The organism is Ruegeria sp. CDSB117, assembly GCF_059611005.1.
In genome coordinates this window covers 178465-197091 of the sequence record NZ_JBXWOS010000006.1, presented here as the reverse complement: position 1 = coordinate 197091, position 18627 = coordinate 178465, and the positions used below count along the sequence as shown (strand labels likewise).

Sequence of the window (18627 nt, the reverse complement as noted above, 5' to 3'; positions counted from 1 at the left end):
CCATGACCAATTCGCCCCGCACGTTCACTTTGAATTCGCCCGAGGAAACAGCAGAATTCGCTGCCCGCCTCGGTGCAGAATTGAGATCTGGAGACATCTTACTGCTTGAGGGCGAGATCGGCAGCGGAAAGACCCATTTTGCCCGCAGCCTGATCCAATCGCTGATGGTCGAGCCCGAAGATGTGCCTTCGCCGACTTTCACGTTGGTTCAGGCTTATGACACGCCGGCCGGGGAAATCTGGCACTGCGATCTGTATCGCCTGAGCGCGGTTGAGGAGGTCGAAGAACTGGGCGTGACCGAGGCTTTCGAAACCGCAATCTGTCTGATTGAATGGCCGGATAAATTGGGCCCGCTGACGCCGGAGTCTGCAGCGAGAATATCTTTCGAAACAGATCCTAACATGACAGAAGCACGCCATCTGACCCTTTCCTGGTCAGATCCGAAATGGCCCGTGAAACTAAGGATTCCCGCATGACAAACCGCGCGGTATTGGCCGAAGCGTTGATCGCGCAGACCAAATGGTCAAATGCAAAGCACGCGCCGCTGGCTGGGGATGCCTCGAACCGTCGGTACGAGCGGCTGACCGATCCGGAAACCGGCAAGACGGCGGTGTTAATGGATTCACCCCCGGGCAAGGCGGAAAATGTCGAAGATTTTGCCCGCATGGCCGAATACCTGCGGTCCCTTGGTCTGAGCGCGCCCGAGATTTATGCCGAGGACACGCATTACGGCTTTCTTCTGCTCGAAGACCTCGGTGACGACCTCTTCGCGCGCGTGCTTGCGCAGACCCCCAGCTTGGAGCGTGCGCTTTACGAGGTTGCAACGGATGTTCTGATCGACCTGCACAGCGCGCCAAGCCTGTCTTTGCCATCCTATGATCCGAGTTTGATGACCGAGCTGGCCGCGTTGTCTTTTACCAAATACGCGCAGGCCGTGCAGGGCACGCACGACGCCGACGCGCGTAACCGTTTCGAAAACCGGTTCTCGGACATTCTGCACCGGGAAACTTCGGGGTCCAAAGTTGTTGTGCTGCGCGATTACCACGCCGAAAACCTGATCTGGTTGCCGGATCGCGACGGGGTTCAGCGCGCCGGTCTGTTGGACTTTCAAACCGCTATGCTGGGCCATCCGGCCTATGATCTGGTATCGTTGTTGCAGGACGTGCGTCGCGATGTGTCACTTGGAACTGAGATGCAAATGGTGAACCGCTATATCGCCGCGACCGGGGTGAATGATCATGACTTTCGCACTGCCTACGCTGTTCTGGGCGCACAGCGAAACCTGCGCATTCTGGGCGTCTTTGCTCGTCTGGCAACCGAATACGGCAAGCCCAGCTATGTCGATCTGATCCCGGCAACCTGGGCGCATGTTATGCGGGATTTGGAACATCCCGCACTGGTTGCTGTCGCAGACCTGCTGCGCGACGCCCTGCCCGCACCCACCCCTGAAAATCTGGACAGGCTCCGACAGAAATGACCCAAGACCCCGAAGCCGTCATGCTGTTTGCAGCCGGGTTTGGCACCCGTATGGGCGCATTGACCGAAAATCGGCCCAAACCTCTGATCAAGGTCGCCGGCCGGCCTCTGATTGATCACGCGTTGGATCTGGTGATTGCCCTGCAACCCAAGCGTATCGTGGCCAACCTACATTATCTGCCAGATCAGCTTGAAGCTCATCTAGTCCCAAAAGGTGTTCTGCTTTCCCATGAAACGCCGGAGATTCTTGAGACTGGCGGCGGAACACGCGCCGCTTTGCCCCTGCTTGGATCGCACCCGGTTTACACCCTGAACCCAGACGCGATCTGGTCAGGACCGAACCCTTTGACGATGCTCCGCGAGGCGTGGAATCCCGATCACATGGACGCGCTGTTGATGTGTGTACCGGTGGATCAGACTGTCGGACACACGGGCAAAGGCGACTTCGCAGCAGATGAGAACGGACGGATCGTGCGCGGCGGCAGTTTGATCTATGGCGGTGCGCAGATCATGAAATCCGAAGGGTTGATGGATATCCCTGAGAAAGCGTTCTCACTTAACGTGCTATGGGACCAGTTGCAGCGGCAGGATCGTCTGTTTGCCCTCACCTATCCCGGTCGCTGGTGCGATGTCGGCCACCCCGAAGGGATTGCACTAGCCGAGGGGTTGATTGCCGATGTTTGAACCCAGCCCAGCTCCGCGCGTTTTTGCCGTTCCGCCCGGTTCGGACTTCCCGAAAATGCTGGTTCAGGGGCTGCAAGATCGCAGTGCAGCGCATCCGCCCGAGATGCTGGCGCGCGTTCAACTGGTGGTCAATACAAGGCGTATGGCCCGGCGTGTCCGCGATCTGTTTGATCATGGCCCGGCTTGCCTGTTGCCGCGCCTGACACTGGTCACTGATTTGGGCGAAAGCGTCGATCTTGCGCAGATACCTCCTGCAATTCCACCGCTGCGGCGCAGGTTGGAGTTGACGCAGTTGATCGCTAAGCTGTTGGAACAACAGCCTGATCTGGCTGCACGGTCTTCACTTTTTGACTTGTCCGACAGCCTAGCTGCGCTGATTGATGAGATGCAGGGCGAAGGTGTTTCGCCCGACGCGATCCGGCAATTGGACGTCAGTGACATGTCCGGGCATTGGGCTCGCGCGCAGGCGTTCATTGGGATTGCTGATCACTTCATCGACTCGGGCTATGACGCGCTGGATGTTCAGGCGCGACAACGACTTGTGGTGGAAAACCTGATAGAGCGCTGGCAAGTCGCTCCGCCGCAGCATCCGGTTATCCTTGCCGGGTCAACCGGGTCACGCGGAACCACCCTGATGCTGATGGAGGCGGTCGCGCGCCTGCCGCAAGGCGCATTGATCCTGCCAGGGTATGATTTCGATCAGCCCGACCGCGTTTGGCGCGGGTTGGACGATGCGCTGACATCGGAAGATCACCCGCAGTACCGGTTCCGAAAGCTGATGTCACAGCTTGGCTTGGAGCCAGATCAGGTCATGCCTTGGACGGATGATCAACCACCCTCGCCTGCTCGCAACCGTTTGGTTTCGCTGGCTTTACGCCCAGCGCCGATCACGGATGCCTGGATGTCCGAAGGCCCGCAACTGACCGATCTGGATGGCGCCACAAAGGACGTGACACTGGTCGAGGCGCAATCGCCCAGGTCCGAGGCCCTGGCCATTGCACTGCGCCTTCGCCAGGCAGCCGAAACCGGCCAAACTGCCGCGCTAATCACACCTGACAGGATGCTGACCCGCCAAGTCAGCGCTGCTTTAGATCGCTGGAACATCCTTCCCGATGACAGCGCTGGTCTACCGCTGCAACTATCGCCGCCCGGCCGGTTTCTGCGTCACGTGGCGGGGCTTTTCGCACGGTGTCTGGATGGCGAGGCATTGCTGACCCTTCTGAAACACCCGCTGTGTCATGATGGTGATGAGCGCGGCGCGCATTTGCTGCACACGCGGGACCTTGAACTAGATTTGCGCCGACATGGCCCGCCTTTCCCAGACGGCGCTAGCCTGACCGCTTTTGCAATCCGCAAAGAAGTTCCCGAGGACTGGGTACGTTGGCTAAACTCCCATTTCTGCGATCAACAGATCGCGGGCCAACTCCCATTGACGGATTGGGTTGCCAAGCTGCGCGTCTTGGCTGAGGCGATTTCGGCGGGCGCGTCAGGGGAAACAGGCACGCTCTGGGACAAGAACGCAGGCCAAAAGGCGCAAGGCGTCCTGAGCGCACTGGAAAAAGAGGCGCAACACGGCGGCCCGATGACCGCCCATGATTTCGCCGACCTGTTGGGTGCTTTGCTCGCGGGCGAAGAGGTCCGGGATCGCGACGCCCCGCATCCACACATCATGATCTGGGGCACGCTCGAGGCGCGCGTGCAGGGGGCAGAATTGCTTATCTTGGGCGGCCTAAATGAAGGCAGCTGGCCCGAGGCCGCCGCGCCAGACCCCTGGCTGAACCGCCAGATGCGCGACAAGGCGGGGCTTTTGCTGCCCGAACGGCGGATCGGCTTGTCGGCACATGACTTTCAACAAGCCATCGGCGCGCCCGAGGTCTGGCTGACCCGTGCCAAGCGGTCCGATGACGCAGAAACCGTTCCATCACGCTGGCTGAACCGCCTTACGAACCTACTGCACGGCTTGCCAGTGCAAGGTGGGCCTGAGGCACTGTCAGAAATGCGCAACAAAGGCCGGCAATGGCTGCAATGGGCGGAACAGCTTGAAGTCGCGTCGCATATCGAACCGGCAACGCGCCCATCTCCGCGGCCGCCAGTGGCATCGCGCCCAAATCGGCTGAGCGTGACGGAAATCAAACGGCTAATCCGCGATCCTTATGCGATTTACGCCAAACATGTGCTGCGCCTGAAACCGCTGGACCCTTTGGTGCAAGCGCCAGATGCCTTGTTGCGCGGGATCGTGATCCACGAAATTCTGGAACATTTCGTCAAAGACAGTGTTCTGGACACAGCCTTGTTGACCCGCGATAACTTTTTGAAACGCGCGGAAACCTTGTTGGATCAACATGTTGCGTGGCCCACAGCGCGTAAGCAGTGGCTGGCGCGGTTGGAACGCATCGCGGATGATTTTCTGGCCGCTGAAATCGCGCGACGAAGGGACGGGGGACCAGTCGCCTTCGAGGCGGCGGTGAAACTTTTGCTGACGCCTCTGGATTTCACCATCGTGGGGCGCGCCGACAGGATAGATCGCAACAAGCGCGGTGCATTACGGATAGTTGACTACAAGACAGGGGCGCCCCCAACGGAAAGCCAGCAATCCAAGTTCGACAAACAGTTGCTTATCGAAGCCGCGATGGCCGAAGAGGGCGGTATCGACGGGTTCGACCCTTCTCCCGTGGCCGAGGCGATTTTCATCGGCATGGGCGGCACCTACAAAGAAGTACCCGCACCTCTGGCGAAAGAGCCGCCAGACAAGGTTCTGGCCGAGCTCAAAGAGTTGGTTTCTGCCTATTTAGAGCCTGATCAGGGGTTTTCATCCCGTCGGATGTTGCACAAGGATTCGGATGTGGGCGATTACGATCAACTGGCGCGGTTCGGAGAATGGGACCGCACTGATGACACAACGCCAGAGGACCTGACATGAGCGCTCGCAACGACGCAACCGAGCGGCAGGTACAGGCCGCGCGGCCCGACGCCTCGACCTGGTTGGCGGCCAATGCAGGCTCTGGAAAAACGCGCGTTCTGACTGATCGGGTGGCGCGTCTGTTGTTGGGCGGCGTGCAGCCACAGCATATCCTTTGTCTGACATACACCAAGGCTGCCGCCAGCGAGATGCAAAACCGGTTGTTTGATCGCCTCGGACAATGGGCAATGAAGGATGATGTCGGCCTTCTTTCCCAACTGACCGATCTGGGTGTTCCGGGTGTTATCGACCCCGAACGGCTGGCACAGGCCAGAACGTTGTTTGCACGCGCCATCGAAACACCCGGTGGCCTGAAAATCCAGACGATCCACTCGTTCTGCGCTTCTCTGCTACGGCGTTTCCCGCTTGAAGCCGGGGTCAGCCCGCAATTTTCAGAGATGGAGGATCGCGCAGCTGCCCTTTTGCGCGAAGAGATTGTCGAGGATTTTGCCGCAGGTCCCCAAGCCACTCTGATCGAAGACGTCGCCCGGTTTGTCACCGATACCGGGTTCGACAAACTCACCGCGGCCATCACCCAGAAACGCAACCTGTTTTCGCAGCCGCTGGAATGGGCCGATGTGCTGCAGCGGTTTGAACTGGCCGAGGGGTTCGATGAAGACGCTTTGATAGGACGTGTGTTTCTGGGCAGCGAAGTGGAATTGATCCGGTCGATCCTGCCGGCGCTTTCCGAAAGCGGCGGCAATAACGCCAAGGCGGCCGATAAGCTGGCAGCGTTTACCGAGGCTCGCGTCAGCAGCCTGCCAATTCTGGAAAGTGTATTTCTGACCGGAAAATCCGCCAAAGAACCCTTTACGGCCAAAATCAACAGTTTCCCCACCAAAGCTCTGCGAGAAGACGTGCTGGTGGACCAGATGCCCCAACTCGAAGCGTTGATGCTGCGGGTCGAGGCCGCGCGCGAACATCGGCTGGCCCTGGTGGCCGCGCGCAAGACAATGGTGCTGCACCGCTTCGCTGCGGCGTTTTTGCCGGAGTATGAGCGGCGCAAGCAACTACGCGGCTGGCTAGATTTTGACGACCTGATCCTACGCGCGCGGCAGGTGCTGAATGATCCGGCGGTTGCCGAATGGGTGTTGTACCGGCTGGATGGCGGCATCGACCACATTCTGGTGGACGAAGCGCAGGATACCAGCCCCGATCAGTGGGACGTGGTCGAAAAACTGGCGCAGGAATTTACCAGCGGGGAAGGGGCCAGGTCCGGGGTTGAACGCACGATTTTCGTGGTCGGTGACAAGAAGCAGTCGATCTATTCCTTCCAAGGCGCCGATCCGCAGGCATTCGATCTGATGCAGGCTGAGTTTGGGCGGAAGCTCTCTGAATCAGGCTCTAAATTGTGGGATTCCACGTTAGAATACTCATTCCGATCCTCCAGTGCGATCTTGTCCTTGGTCGACATCCTGTTTGAAAACCGCGCTGAGGCCGGGTTTCACAAGGAAAGCCAGCACCGCGCGTTCAAGGCGGATCTGCCGGGCCGAGTTGATCTGTGGCCCGTGGTCGAAAAGATCGAAGACGATGACGATACCGACTGGACCGATCCGGTAGATCGGCCCGGCGCACGGCATCACACCGTCATTCTGGCCGAAAAGGTGGCGCAGTCGATCAAGGCAATGATCGAACAGGGTGAGACAATCCCTGAGGATGGCGAAACGCCCGGCGCGTTTGTGCGGCGTAAAGTTCAGCCGGGGGATTTTCTGATCCTCGTTCAACGCCGTTCGGACCTGTTTGCCGAGATCATCCGCGCCTGCAAGGCCGCTGAACTGCCGATCGCCGGGGCAGACCGGCTTAAGGTCGGCGCGGAATTGGCGGTCAAAGACCTGGCCGCGCTGTTAAGCTTTCTGGCCACGCCCGAGGATAGTTTGTCGCTTGCCACGGTTTTGAAATCGCCTCTGTTCGGGTGGGGCGAACAACAGTTGTTCGACTTGGCACATCGGCGCAAAGAAGGGTTCCTTTGGGCGGCTCTGCGTCAACGCGCCGAAGAGTACCCTGAAACACTGGCCGTTCTGAACGACCTGCGCGGGCAGATCGACTTTCTGCGCCCCTACGACCTGATCGAACGCATCCTGACTCGCCATGAGGGCCGTCGTAAACTGTTGGGCAGACTGGGCGCCGAGGCCGAAGACGGGATCAACGCGTTGCTGTCGCAGGCGCTGGCCTATGAGCGCACAGATATCCCAAGCCTGACTGGATTTCTGGTGTGGATGCAGACCGATGATCTGGAAATCAAACGGCAGATGAGCGGCGTCGGAAACATGATCCGGGTGATGACGGTGCATGGTTCCAAGGGGTTGGAGGCTCCGATTGTAATCCTGCCGGATACGGGCAAACGGCAAGCTCCGCGCGATGCCGAGATCATGGTGGCCGAAGGCACACCGCTTTGGAAAGTTCCGGCAGATGCTTCTCCGGCATTGATTGCGTGCGCGCGCGACAAAGCCCGAGCGCGGGAAGAAAATGAGCGGCTTCGCTTGCTTTACGTGGCTCTAACACGAGCTGAAAAGTGGTTGATCGTGGCGGCTGCCGGCGATGTCGGTAAGGATGGGACCAGCTGGTATCAGATGGTTCAGGCCGCGATGGAACGGGCAGGGGCGGTGGCGCTGCCCAGTTCAGAAACGCTGCGATTGTCACATGGTGATTGGAACGCATCGCCGATTATTGAGTCCGCAGAGACCTTAACTGCCGTGACGGGCCTGCCAGCGCCGTTCCTGTCGCCCGCCACACAACCACAGCCTGAAGCGGAAACGCTCAGCCCTTCCGATTTGGGCGGCGCCAAGGCTTTGCCCGGCGATGCAGGTCAGGACGAAGAGGCGGCAAAGCTGCGCGGCACGCGGTTGCACCTACTGCTGGAACACTTGCCCTCGATTGCGCGGGAAGACTGGCCGCAGCTTTGCGCACGGGTTCTGCCCGATATGCAGGACGCGGAACGGCAAGATTTGCTGGACGAGGCATGCGACGTTTTGACTGCCGCGCATCTTCGGCCTGTCTTTGCCGCCGACGCCTTGGCTGAGGTGCCCGTGACAGCCGACCTGAACGGACGTCGCATGCATGGGGTGATCGACCGACTGATCGTCACCGATACCGAGGTTCAGGTCATTGATTTCAAAACAAATGCAACGGTTCCCAACAGTGCTGAGACATGTCCTGAGGGGCTTTTGCGGCAAATGGGGGCGTATGCCAACGCCTTGTCACAGGTCTATCCGAACCACGAAATCCGCACTGCGATCCTATGGACCAGAACAGCAGATCTGATGTGGCTGCCACACGATCTTGTGACGCATGCATTGTCGCGCACCCAGATATCTTGACCTTGGATTAACGGGCCCCTACGTTCAGTTCCCGAGTTTACCCCATTCAGGAGACAGAATATGTCGACCGTTGCCGTTACCGACGATACCTTTGACGCCGAAGTCAAAAACTCCGATGTCCCCGTTGTGGTGGATTTCTGGGCCGAATGGTGCGGCCCCTGTAAACAGATCGGCCCCGCTCTGGAAGAGCTGGCCAACGAATACGGCGGCAAGGTGAAAATTGCCAAGGTGGACGTGGACAGCAACCCGAATTCGGCAGCTGCCATGGGCGTGCGCGGCATTCCGGCGCTGTTCATCTTCAAGGACGGTCAGGTTGTGTCGAACCGCGCCGGTGCAGCACCCAAGGCCGCACTGCAAAGCTGGATCGACGAATCCATCTGATCCGATGTGATCGGTATTGATCAAGGGCGTCCGAATTTGGGCGCCCTTTTTTGTGACTGGCTCAATTGGGCCATCAAACAGGGAAAGCAAATGGCAAAAACACGGGTACTGGTGGAATTCGGGATGGGCACATCCCTGCGGCGCGAGGATTATACCGAGGCTGCGCTGCGGGCGATCAAGGATGCGCTGTGGCACAACTCAGTAAACATGGCCGAGCTGTTCGACTTTCCGAAAGAGGCGATGATCATTGACGCCGAAGTGGGTGTGCAACAGCCCGACAAGGTCGAGACCGAGGCGCTGAAGGCGATCTTTCCCTATGGCCAGCCCAACATCACGGTAACGCAGGGTGGTCTGGATATCGATAAGCCCCATACTGATGGCCGCACCGTGATCGCCAACGCGGCGGTCATCGTCTCATTCGACATGGAGCCCGCTCAATGACCGAAAAACGCATCATTCTGGAAATGGGTACCGGCAACGATCTTTATGGTCAGGACTACACCAAAGCCGCCTGCCGCGCCATCCAGGACGCACTGCATCATTCATCGATCACTTTGTTTTCCAAACTTGGCATCGACCACAAGGAAATGCGGGTGCAGGTAACGATTGCTGTACAAAACCCTGATCAGGTCGACTGCGACAGGGTCGCCGCCGATCTGCCAAGAGGCCGCGCCGAAGTGCGGGCCGTCAAGGGTGGGTTGGATGTTGTGGATGACGCCGCGGGCACGCGCCATGTCATCGCCACAGCCGCGATCGAGGCGTTTTTGCCGGATCAGGCTGGTAAATACGTGCAAAGCTGACAAAGAAAAAGCCGCTCGGATACCCGGGCGGCTGCTTCAAATTCTGGTTCTGATTGCGGGATCAGATTTTTGCGATGTCCGCGCGCGCCAGGCCGATGTCTTCCAGCTGTGCGTCAGTCAGACCCGACAGAATATTGCGCGTCTTGCGGTTTTCGTACCGCTCAACAGCGGAGTCGAAGACATTGATGAATGCATCCACTACGTGCAGGATGGTAGCTGCTCCGAGTGGGGCATGGATGTTTGCAGTTGTTGCCATGTTCCCAGTCCTTGTATCTGAAACAGCCGACCCGTTGTCGGTTGTAAGCCTCATGTAGTACCACGGGCGGGGACTCACAAATGCTGGTCTGGTAACCCCGGTTTGCGTTTTGTGCATATCTTTTGGGCAGTTGTGCAACGGGTTGCGCCGATCCCGCGCCCGGCCCATATATAGCGACTGAGAACACGGAGGCTTTCATGGCGGACAGCGATTTTCCCGGATGGCACGGGACCACGATCATTGGTGTCAAAAAAGACGGGCAAGTCGTTATTGCCGGGGACGGACAGGTCAGCCTGGGCCAGACCGTGATCAAAGGCACTGCGCGCAAAGTGCGCCGCTTGTCGCCGGGCGGGTTTGAAGTTGTCGCCGGATTTGCCGGTTCGACCGCTGATGCATTTACGCTGCTTGAACGGCTTGAGGCGAAACTGGAAGCGACACCCGGTCAACTAGCCCGTGCCTCGGTCGAGCTGGCCAAGGACTGGCGCACTGATAAGTATCTGCAAAAGCTTGAGGCGATGCTGATCGTCACTGATGGCAAAGACCTGTTGGTTATCACCGGGGCGGGGGATGTGCTTGAACCGGAACACAACGTGGCCGCTATTGGATCGGGCGGGAACTTTGCGCTGGCCGCTGCGCGGGCAATGATGGGCAGCGATAAGCCCGCTGAAGAGGTTGCGCGCGAAGCGATGGCGATCGCCGCGGACATCTGCGTCTATACCAATGGAAATCTGACGGTTGAGACGATCTAGGCCAACAACGCCGAGATTTCTTTCCCCTTCCAGCGCCGGTACATGCCGACCAGCCCAAGCAGGGCGGTTGCGATGACGATGTAATAGGGCAGGCGGATGTCGATGCTCATCAATCCGCCGCCGACCAGCGACATGACACCACCGGCAAGGCAGAAGACCGCCGTCGTGACGCCCATGACCCAACCCTGATCCGCTTCGCCAACGCTGGACGAAAACAGACCCAGCAGGGTCGGGTAGGCGACGCCAAAGAAGAAATAGAAGAAGAAGACCGGGACGTAGCTCAGAACACCGCTGGGGCTGAAGGCGAAGCCAAAGCCGCAGATCACCATGACCACCAATGAGGTGTGGATGATGGAGTGTTTGCTGAACCTCTCTTGCGCTGGTTTCACAAGGAATGTGCTGGAAAACGCCAGCGCAAAGCCGATGACCACCATTGCCATGCTGCCGCCGATCACGCCGTAGCCCCATGCACTGGTCAGGAAATTATCGACGAAGACGTAGAACGTGACATTGGCAATCATGAACAGCGCATAGACGGGCAGAATTTTCAGAACCAACGGGTGTTCACGTACCGCGATCAGACTGTCGGTGATATCACGTGGACGGAATACGAAAGCCGCGCGTTCCGTGCGGGTGTCCTTGAAGTAGACGCTCACCAGGAAGATGGCGATCAACACCATAACAAACGCGCCATAGAACGGCATCTTGAGCGTTGCGTAGCTGCCGAGAATTGCTGCGTCAGACAGAACAGCGCCGATAATCGGGCCACCGACAAGGCCAAAACTGACCCCGGTGATGATGTACCCCATATTACGGTCTCGATCGGCGGCATCCGTGCTGCCGTCAATCATCGCCGCTTGTGCGATAGGCTGATTGCCAGCGGTAAAGCCGGTGATCGAGCGGCCAATAATCAGCAGAAGCAAAGAGTTAAGGTAAAGCGCAGCGATGGTGATGGCATAACCGGCCAAAGCCCCGCTCAGACAGACCAGCAAGGCATTCTTGCGCCCGATGGAGTCCGAGACCTTTGAGACATAGACCACACCCAAAAACCACGACAGGAAGAAGCAACCGATGACGAGGCCATAGTAGAAATGGCGCTGACCCATAGAAGTGCTTTCGGGCAGGAACCCGGATTTTGTTTCCATGATCAAAGAGTTGATGATGGGAAAGACCAGCCCTTGTCCGATCAGATCCACGAATACCACGAACAATAACGTAATCTTGGCAATCTTCGTCATGATACACACCTCGGAACTGGTTCCTTGAGGTGAGTGTAACAGACAGGCGCTAAGGCACCTAACGCCTTGTCAGAGGCCGGTAATTTACCGGCCTCCGGGCGCAATTCGTCGTTGGGTTACGAAAGCGCTGCAACGCCCAGCGGAACGCCGGCGACGTCGCACCAGATGTAAACTTCGTTATAGCCCGAGATATCCATGGTCGGCGGTACCGCATAAGACTGCTTGCCTTTCAGGTTCAGCAGCGCGCCCAGTTTCGAGTTCGGGTCATAGGTGCCATCCTTGCCGAAGGCCACGCGCGGGTCCGGACCGTTATCCAGCGAAAAGTCATCGCCCAGTTCAACGATATAGCGCTCACCGTCCTTGACCACTTTGACCGAACCGGTGGTGATATGTTTCGAGCGGCCTTCGAATGTACCCTTTTTCTTGGCACCACCGGCAACAGCGACATTGGCACTGGCCAGAGTCAGGGCGGCGCCCGTTGCAGCGGCATTCAAAAAGAGCGAACGACGAGTCATCATGATGTGGGTCTCCATTTCAAAGTGCAGGCGAACTTGCCCGTCGCCGCAGAATATGCGCAGCAATTTTCTGTCTGGCGATTCACAACACCACGATTTTCCGTGTGCAGACCGTGTGTTGGCGTGAGTTTTTCGTGATCAGCTTGTGTTTTTGTGGCTTATGATTAGGTTCCGGTGCGAAACAATTGGATAGAACTCACATGACCGACCTGACCCCGCGCGAGATCGTCTCGGAACTGGACCGATTCATCATCGGGCAAAAGGATGCCAAACGGGCCGTAGCCGTTGCGCTGCGCAACCGCTGGCGGCGCAAGCAGTTGGCTGACGACATTCGGGACGAGGTCTATCCGAAGAACATCCTGATGATCGGCCCCACCGGTGTCGGCAAAACCGAGATCAGTCGCCGTCTGGCCAAACTGGCCCGCGCGCCCTTCATCAAGGTCGAAGCTACCAAATTCACCGAAGTGGGCTATGTCGGTCGTGACGTGGAACAGATCGTGCGCGATCTGGCCGACGCCGCCATCCTGCAAACCCGCGAATACATGCGTGAGGATGTCAAAGCCAAGGCGCATCAGGCCGCCGAAGACCGCGTGATCGAAGCCATTGCAGGCACCGATGCACGCGAAGGCACACGCGAGATGTTCCGCAAAAAGCTGAAAGCGGGCGAGTTGGATGATACGGAGATCGAGTTGGAGCTGTCAGACTCGTCGAACCCGATGCCAATGTTCGATATTCCCGGCCAGCCCGGCAGCCAGATGGGTATGATGAATCTGGGCGACATATTCGGCAAGGCCTTTGGCGGGCGTACCGTGAAACGCAAGATGACCGTCGCCGATAGCTATGAAGCACTGATCGGGGAAGAGGCCGACAAGCTGCTGGATGATGAGATCGTGAACCGCATCGCGCTGGAATCCGTTGAGCAGAACGGCATCGTGTTCCTGGATGAGATCGACAAGGTCTGCGCCCGCACTGACGCACGGGGTGGCGATGTCAGCCGCGAAGGGGTGCAACGCGACCTGTTGCCTTTGATCGAAGGCACGACGGTATCCACCAAGCACGGCCCGGTCAAAACCGACCATATCCTGTTCATCGCGTCGGGTGCGTTCCATATCGCCAAACCGTCGGACCTGCTGCCGGAACTGCAGGGCCGCCTGCCGATCCGCGTGGAATTGCGGGCGCTGACCGAAGAAGATTTCGTGCGCATCCTGACCGAAACCGACAACGCGCTGACCCGTCAATACACCGCTTTGATGGGCACCGAAGAAGTCACGGTCAGCTTTACCGATGACGGAATCGCGGCCCTTGCGCGTATCGCAGCTGATGTGAACCAAAGCGTCGAAAACATCGGTGCGCGTCGTTTGTACACGGTGATGGAGCGCGTGTTCGAAGAGCTGTCCTTTACCGCGCCCGATCAGGCCGGAATTTCGATCACAGTTGATGCGCAATTCGTGGACGACAATCTGGGCGAATTGACCAAATCCACTGACCTCAGCCGTTACGTTTTGTAACATCGCCAGCCGGTTTTCGCCGCTTCCGCAGTGTAGTGCGGCTGGACGCCGGGCCAGAATGAGATAGCGTAGTCGCAATTCACCCAGAGGGCTGACCAGTGCTGCGCTATTTAATAATTCTGATTACATCCCTGCCGCTAAGCGCCTGTGTTGATCGGACGGTAACCGAGATTGTTCCATCGGCCGTATCTGTCGGAACGCCTGAAAAGATATTCGCAGCCACGACGCGAGCGCGTGAAGCAGACGGAACTTATGGATTCAAGCGTGGGGAAGCGCTGAAGTTTTTGGAAACAACAGTGTCGATCCCGCCATCACACACGCCGGGAACATTGAAATTCTCTTATGCGAATCCGAATCCGAAAAAAGAATTTGTTCTTACAAATGTTACCGAACTGGGCGGGCCAAAGGGCTTACGCGAACATTTGCGCGGCGAAGACGATGTTACGATTTTTGTACACGGCTACAACTCGACCCAAACCGAGACGATTTTCCGCGCGGCTCAGCTGACCCATGACATTGGCCTTCCGGGCTCCACGCTGGTCTATTCCTGGCCCAGCCGCGCGACCGGGTATGGATATGCCTACGATCTCGACAGCATGTTGTTCGCCCGAGACGGGTTGGAGCAGACGATCCGTGACCTGAAATCCATGGGTGTCAAACGCGTTATTCTGGTCGCGCATTCAATGGGTGGTGCCCTGTCAATGGAGATGATGAGACAGGCAGAACTACAAGAACCGGGTTGGGCCAACAGGAACATCGAAGGGGTCATCTTGATTTCGCCTGATCTGGATGTCGACGTGTTTCGGTCGCAGATGAAGCGTATTAATAACCCACCAGATCCTTTCCTGGTTATGGTTTCGCAAAAAGACAAAATTTTGAATATCTCCGCTCGCCTTCGCGGAACGGATGAGGGCGAGAGATTGGGCAGGATCAGTTCGCTGGAAACACTCGAAGAGTTCCCGATAAACGTGATTGATACAACTGCGTTCAACAAAGACGCCGAGTCTTCGCATTTCGTTGCCGCCACCTCTCCGGCACTCTTGTCGATCCTCAGTTCGTTGCGACGCGTAAACAATACATTTGGGCGCGAAGATCGACCGGGCATCGACATTCTGGTTCCGCCCAGCCAACGCAATCCAGACGGCGCCACGGAAATCGTTCTGACAGAAACAGGGCAGGCTCAGGTCACTACCCCGTGACGCAGTTTAGTTTGCGTGAATATTTTCGGGACAACGCGACCTGGTTGGGTGCGGGGGTCCTTTTGACCTTTCTGTCCAGCTTTGGGCAGACCTTCTTCATCTCGATCTTCGCTGGAAACATCCGCGCCGAATTTGGTCTTGGGCACGGCGCGTGGGGCGGTCTTTACTCTTTGGGCACCACCGTTTCGGCCATCGTTATGATCTGGGCCGGCGGGCTGACAGATGTTTTCCGCGTCCGTGTATTGGGGCCCTCCGTTCTGGTCGGCCTGGCCGTGGCGGCAGTGGCCATGGCCGTGAACAGCTGGCTTGTCCTGTTACCGCTGGTGGTATTTTTATTGCGCCTGTTCGGGCAGGGGATGAGCATCCATCTGGCACAGGTCGCCATGGCGCGATGGTTCATCGTTACACGTGGCAAAGCCCTGTCGATTGCATCGGTCGGCTACGCGATTGGAGAGGCGCTGCTGCCGCTGGCTTTTGTGGCCGCGATGGCGTTTCTGGACTGGCGGTGGCTTTGGGTGTTGTCCGCAGTGGTCGTCCTGATGGGGATACCCGTTCTGACACGGCTTTTGCGTCAGGAGCGCACGCCGCAGAGTCTGACGGATGCGTATTCAACGACAGGGATGCAGGGTCGCCATTGGACCCGGAAAGACGCGCTATTTCATCCGCTGTTCTGGTTCATGGCCCCAGCAATACTGGCCCCATCGGCCTTTATCACCGCGTTTTTCTTCCATCAGGTGCATCTGGCCCAGATCAAGGGCTGGCAGCATATCGAACTGGTCGCGCTGTTTCCGGTTTTCACCGGCGTTTCCTTGATTGGGATGTTTGCGGCCGGCTGGGCGCTGGACAAATGGGGCACCGCGAGGCTGATGCCTTTTTACCAAATCCCGATCGCAATTGGTTTTGTGATCGCAGGAATGACAAACTCGATCGGAGGGGCCCTGATCGCAATGATCTTTCTGGGCCTGACGGTTGGAGCAAACAACACACTACCAAGCGCCTTCTGGGCAGAATTCTACGGCACCAGGCACATTGGGGCGATCAAGGCGATGGCCACAGCAGTTATGGTTTTGGGATCAGCGATCGGCCCCGGCCTGACCGGGATTTTGATCGACGCCGGTATACCGCTGAGCACACAGTTCCTGTGGCTCGGCGGTGTTTTCATTCTTGTATGCCTGTCGGCTAAAATCGGAATTACGCGCGCTGTGCGCACGCTTTAACGCGCCCGGCGCAGATAGACGTAATAGGCCCCTTCGCCACCGTGGCTGATATGGGCCGGGGTCACCTGCAGAACCGCCTGTGCAAGCGGCGGCAAGGCCAACCATTGCGGCACCTGATTGCGCAATACGCCGCGTGGAGTTGGGATTGGGCCGGGTTCATCCCTGTCCTTGCCCTTTCCGGTGACAACCAGAACAAGGCGCTTACCTGACGCCTGGGCCGTCAGAATAAACCGGGTCAGCGCCGGATACGCGGTGTCCATGCGCATGCCATGCAGGTCCAGTTTCCCTTCAGGCTTGATCTTGCCGCGTTTCATACGGCCAAATGCCTTGGTGTCCATTTGCACCGGGCTGGTACGCAAATTTTCACTGATCGAGGGCTTCAGCGCATTTCGCGCGGGTTTACCTGGCGCGTTTTGTCCGACCTCGAATGCCTCAAACCGGGGTTTTGGGGGTTTGTTCGGCTTGGGTTTGGGTAGCGTGATCGGGTGTATCGATTGTGGAATTTCGGGATGCAGCCGCTCAGCCTGTTTGGCGACCTTGCGCCACAGTTCGACCTCGTCTGCCGTCAGTTTGCGCCGGGACATCAGAATTCATCCGGTAGTAAGGCATAGGCCCGCTGGATCGGCAGCAACAGCACCATCCGCCCCGGATCCCTGAGGCGCCCGGCAGCTTTTCCGGCGTCATCACCTGTGCCAAAGAAGATATCCGCACGCTGCGCACCTTTGATGGCAGAACCGGTGTCCTGCGCAATCATCAACCTTCGCAACGGGCTCTTGCCGTCCTTTTCCACCCAGACAGGGGCGCCCAACGGCGTATAAGCCGGATCAGCCGCAATGCTGCGCATCGTGGTAACTGACCTGTTCATGGCACCCAACGGCCCAAGCTCGGGCGCAACGCGCGAAACTTCACGGAAGAACACGTAAGAAGGGTTGTGAAACAGCAGTTCAACCCCAGCTTCAGGGTTCTTGCGGACCCATGAGCGGATCATCTGGGCACTGACTTCATGCGCGCCCAAGGCGCCCTGCCTGATCAGTTCGGCCCCGATGGATCGATAAGGGTGACCGTTTGCCCCACCATAGCCCACGCGCAGGGCACTGCCATCTGGCAGGCGCACACGTCCCGAACCCTGAATTTGCAGAAAGAACAGCTCAACCGGGTCATCCACCCAGGCGATCTCAAGGCCGCGACCCTGCATCGCGTCGCCCGTCAGGATTTCGCGACGGCTGAGCCATGGTCCTTCGGCCCGCGCTTCGGGTGGCATTTTGTAGATTGGATACTTGAACCGGTTGGTCCGGGTTTTAGACCCATCCAGTTCCGGTTCGAAATAACCGGTGAAAAGGGCGTTGTCGCCGTCCTCGACCAGAACCGGGCGAAAGAATAACTCAAAGAACGACCGCGCCGCGTCTGCCTTGTATGTTCGGGCCACGTTGCATAGCGCTTGCCAGTCCGGATTATCCAGATCGCCGCAGGTGTTCAGAAATACCGAAAGGGCCGCCCCATGATCATCGGCAGCCCATCCATCCAGATCGTCAAAGGAAAGAATTGATCGCGTCGGTTCAGCGCCGGTGGCAGTGGTCATGACTGCCACCAGTAATAGCGACCGGAGCGCGCCAATCATGCGTCCGTGGCAACAAGCAGCCAGTTTGGATCATCAGCACCCATCACACGGGCAAAGGTCCAGCTGTCCTTTTGGCGTTTTACGGTGTTCGGGTTGCCTTCGATGATGTCGCCACCGCGGTCGCGTACGACCGAGGTCAGCTCGCCCACAAACCGCATCGTAATCTCGGCTTGGTTTGTGTCTTTGTCGAAGGTCACATCCGCCAGCGCGGTTTCGCGGACGCCGATAAACTCGGCCTCGATTGTCAGGCCCTGATCTTCACGGGCTGCCACAACTGAAACAAAAGTGTCGAACACCTCTTCGGACAGGAAGGGCTGAATTTCATCCAGATTCCCCTTTTCGAACCCCATGACGATCATCTCATAGGCACCGCGCGCGCCCTGCACAAATTCAGTGACCGAGAAGCTGGGCTCAACCCGCTTCATCGCGGCCAGTGTTTGCGCCTGTTCGCTGTCTTCGACAACATGGTCTGTAATGTCATGATCCGGGCCGCCTTCGATCACCTCGAAGCCGCGACGCGACTTGTCCGCCTCGGGTTGCTGTTGAACAGGGGGTTTCTCAAAACCCTCACGTGTACCCAGCACGCTTTTTAGGCGCAGGATCAGGAAAACGGCAATTCCGGCCAGGACCAGCAACTGGATCATCGGTTCGTTCATTTCATCCTCTTTTCAGACCGCGGCTTTGTATACGCGGCCTCATGCCACTATGTA

Annotated in this window: 18 protein-coding genes; 12 read left to right on the top strand and 6 right to left on the bottom strand. The window is 58.0% G+C overall.

The annotated features are described in order from the left end of the window. Positions 1–2: 2 nt before the first annotated feature. The 8 genes from tsaE (at position 3) to AC2FJC_RS09375 (ending at position 9617) form a co-directional block, all read left to right on the top strand. The gene (gene tsaE / locus AC2FJC_RS09410; RefSeq protein ID WP_496739293.1) at positions 3–476 is read left to right on the top strand and encodes a tRNA (adenosine(37)-N6)-threonylcarbamoyltransferase complex ATPase subunit type 1 TsaE; all 474 of its coding nucleotides are present in this window, start codon (positions 3–5) and stop codon (positions 474–476) included. Continuing rightward, positions 473–1477 (top strand): aminoglycoside phosphotransferase family protein, encoded by a 1005-nt coding sequence (locus AC2FJC_RS09405; protein WP_496739292.1) that lies wholly within the window; start codon positions 473–475, stop codon positions 1475–1477. The genes tsaE and AC2FJC_RS09405 overlap by 4 nt, the downstream gene beginning before the upstream one ends. After that, positions 1474–2160: a nucleotidyltransferase family protein gene (locus AC2FJC_RS09400; RefSeq protein WP_496739291.1), complete on the top strand. Its 687-nt coding sequence runs from the start codon at positions 1474–1476 to the stop codon at positions 2158–2160. Before AC2FJC_RS09405 ends, AC2FJC_RS09400 begins: the two co-directional genes overlap by 4 nt. Then, positions 2153–5080: a double-strand break repair protein AddB gene (gene addB, locus AC2FJC_RS09395; RefSeq protein ID WP_496739290.1), complete on the top strand. Its 2928-nt coding sequence runs from the start codon at positions 2153–2155 to the stop codon at positions 5078–5080. The genes AC2FJC_RS09400 and addB overlap by 8 nt, the downstream gene beginning before the upstream one ends. Beyond that, positions 5077–8436: a double-strand break repair helicase AddA gene (addA, locus tag AC2FJC_RS09390; protein ID WP_496739289.1), complete on the top strand. Its 3360-nt coding sequence runs from the start codon at positions 5077–5079 to the stop codon at positions 8434–8436. Before addB ends, addA begins: the two co-directional genes overlap by 4 nt. A 60-nt stretch (positions 8437–8496) precedes the next feature. Further along, entirely contained in the window at positions 8497–8817 is a 321-nt protein-coding gene (trxA, locus tag AC2FJC_RS09385; RefSeq protein WP_170410773.1) for a thioredoxin, read from the top strand. Between the two features lie 90 nt (positions 8818–8907). Next, the gene (locus tag AC2FJC_RS09380; RefSeq protein WP_496739288.1) at positions 8908–9258 is read left to right on the top strand and encodes a Lin0512 family protein; all 351 of its coding nucleotides are present in this window, start codon (positions 8908–8910) and stop codon (positions 9256–9258) included. Beyond that, positions 9255–9617 (top strand): Lin0512 family protein, encoded by a 363-nt coding sequence (locus AC2FJC_RS09375; protein WP_496739287.1) that lies wholly within the window; start codon positions 9255–9257, stop codon positions 9615–9617. The genes AC2FJC_RS09380 and AC2FJC_RS09375 overlap by 4 nt, the downstream gene beginning before the upstream one ends. 61 nt (positions 9618–9678) lie before the next feature. On the opposite strand, the gene AC2FJC_RS09370 is transcribed toward AC2FJC_RS09375, so the two are convergent. Further along, positions 9679–9873: a DUF1127 domain-containing protein gene (locus tag AC2FJC_RS09370; RefSeq protein ID WP_496739286.1), complete on the bottom strand. Its 195-nt coding sequence runs from the start codon at positions 9871–9873 to the stop codon at positions 9679–9681. A gap of 197 nt (positions 9874–10070) precedes the next feature. Between AC2FJC_RS09370 and hslV the strand changes: the two genes are divergently transcribed. Next, positions 10071–10622 carry an ATP-dependent protease subunit HslV gene (gene hslV, locus AC2FJC_RS09365; RefSeq protein WP_058279280.1) on the top strand — a complete coding sequence of 184 codons (552 nt, stop codon included), beginning with the start codon at positions 10071–10073 and terminating at the stop codon, positions 10620–10622. Here the strand turns inward: hslV and AC2FJC_RS09360 are convergent. After that, complete coding sequence (locus tag AC2FJC_RS09360) at positions 10619–11860, bottom strand: MFS transporter (protein ID WP_496739285.1); 1242 nt, start codon at positions 11858–11860, stop codon at positions 10619–10621. The two genes, hslV and AC2FJC_RS09360, sit on opposite strands and share 4 nt — an antisense overlap. A gap of 116 nt (positions 11861–11976) precedes the next feature. After that, complete coding sequence (locus tag AC2FJC_RS09355; RefSeq protein ID WP_496739284.1) at positions 11977–12378, bottom strand: DM13 domain-containing protein; 402 nt, start codon at positions 12376–12378, stop codon at positions 11977–11979. A 197-nt stretch (positions 12379–12575) separates the two neighbouring features. Here AC2FJC_RS09355 and hslU point away from each other — a divergent pair, with 197 nt between their 5' ends. The 3 genes from hslU (at position 12576) to AC2FJC_RS09340 (ending at position 16299) form a co-directional block, all read left to right on the top strand. After that, complete coding sequence (gene hslU, locus AC2FJC_RS09350) at positions 12576–13883, top strand: ATP-dependent protease ATPase subunit HslU (protein ID WP_496726293.1); 1308 nt, start codon at positions 12576–12578, stop codon at positions 13881–13883. A gap of 98 nt (positions 13884–13981) precedes the next feature. Next, a complete protein-coding gene (locus AC2FJC_RS09345) occupies positions 13982–15082 on the top strand; it encodes an alpha/beta hydrolase (RefSeq protein WP_496739283.1) in 1101 nt (366 codons plus the stop codon). Beyond that, positions 15079–16299, top strand: coding sequence for an MFS transporter (locus tag AC2FJC_RS09340; RefSeq protein WP_496739282.1), 1221 nt, complete (start codon positions 15079–15081; stop codon positions 16297–16299). The genes AC2FJC_RS09345 and AC2FJC_RS09340 overlap by 4 nt, the downstream gene beginning before the upstream one ends. On the opposite strand, the gene AC2FJC_RS09335 is transcribed toward AC2FJC_RS09340, so the two are convergent. From AC2FJC_RS09335 to AC2FJC_RS09325, 3 genes are read right to left on the bottom strand one after another with little or no spacing between them, the layout of a single operon-like run. After that, entirely contained in the window at positions 16296–16883 is a 588-nt protein-coding gene (locus AC2FJC_RS09335) for a Smr/MutS family protein (RefSeq protein WP_496739281.1), read from the bottom strand. The genes AC2FJC_RS09340 and AC2FJC_RS09335 overlap by 4 nt on opposite strands. Next, positions 16883–17917: a murein transglycosylase A gene (gene mltA / locus AC2FJC_RS09330; protein ID WP_496739280.1), complete on the bottom strand. Its 1035-nt coding sequence runs from the start codon at positions 17915–17917 to the stop codon at positions 16883–16885. Before mltA ends, AC2FJC_RS09335 begins: the two co-directional genes overlap by 1 nt. Beyond that, the gene (locus tag AC2FJC_RS09325) at positions 17914–18573 is read right to left on the bottom strand and encodes a Tim44/TimA family putative adaptor protein (protein WP_496739279.1); all 660 of its coding nucleotides are present in this window, start codon (positions 18571–18573) and stop codon (positions 17914–17916) included. The genes mltA and AC2FJC_RS09325 overlap by 4 nt, the downstream gene beginning before the upstream one ends. Between the last annotated feature and the right edge of the window lie 54 nt (positions 18574–18627).

Excerpts from the sequence above, each read along its gene's own strand:
- tsaE (WP_496739293.1), top strand. The coding sequence starts at position 3 with ATGACCAATTCGCCCCGCACGTTCACTTTGAATTCGCCCGAGGAAACA.
- AC2FJC_RS09405 (WP_496739292.1), top strand. The coding sequence starts at position 473 with ATGACAAACCGCGCGGTATTGGCCGAAGCGTTGATCGCGCAGACCAAA.
- AC2FJC_RS09400 (WP_496739291.1), top strand. The coding sequence starts at position 1,474 with ATGACCCAAGACCCCGAAGCCGTCATGCTGTTTGCAGCCGGGTTTGGC.
- addB (WP_496739290.1), top strand. The coding sequence starts at position 2,153 with ATGTTTGAACCCAGCCCAGCTCCGCGCGTTTTTGCCGTTCCGCCCGGT.
- addA (WP_496739289.1), top strand. The coding sequence starts at position 5,077 with ATGAGCGCTCGCAACGACGCAACCGAGCGGCAGGTACAGGCCGCGCGG.
- trxA (WP_170410773.1), top strand. The coding sequence starts at position 8,497 with ATGTCGACCGTTGCCGTTACCGACGATACCTTTGACGCCGAAGTCAAA.
- AC2FJC_RS09380 (WP_496739288.1), top strand. The coding sequence starts at position 8,908 with ATGGCAAAAACACGGGTACTGGTGGAATTCGGGATGGGCACATCCCTG.
- AC2FJC_RS09375 (WP_496739287.1), top strand. The coding sequence starts at position 9,255 with ATGACCGAAAAACGCATCATTCTGGAAATGGGTACCGGCAACGATCTT.
- AC2FJC_RS09370 (WP_496739286.1), bottom strand. The coding sequence starts at position 9,873 with ATGGCAACAACTGCAAACATCCATGCCCCACTCGGAGCAGCTACCATC.
- hslV (WP_058279280.1), top strand. The coding sequence starts at position 10,071 with ATGGCGGACAGCGATTTTCCCGGATGGCACGGGACCACGATCATTGGT.
- AC2FJC_RS09360 (WP_496739285.1), bottom strand. The coding sequence starts at position 11,860 with ATGACGAAGATTGCCAAGATTACGTTATTGTTCGTGGTATTCGTGGAT.
- AC2FJC_RS09355 (WP_496739284.1), bottom strand. The coding sequence starts at position 12,378 with ATGATGACTCGTCGTTCGCTCTTTTTGAATGCCGCTGCAACGGGCGCC.
- hslU (WP_496726293.1), top strand. The coding sequence starts at position 12,576 with ATGACCGACCTGACCCCGCGCGAGATCGTCTCGGAACTGGACCGATTC.
- AC2FJC_RS09335 (WP_496739281.1), bottom strand. The coding sequence starts at position 16,883 with ATGTCCCGGCGCAAACTGACGGCAGACGAGGTCGAACTGTGGCGCAAG.
- mltA (WP_496739280.1), bottom strand. The coding sequence starts at position 17,917 with ATGATTGGCGCGCTCCGGTCGCTATTACTGGTGGCAGTCATGACCACT.
- AC2FJC_RS09325 (WP_496739279.1), bottom strand. The coding sequence starts at position 18,573 with ATGAACGAACCGATGATCCAGTTGCTGGTCCTGGCCGGAATTGCCGTT.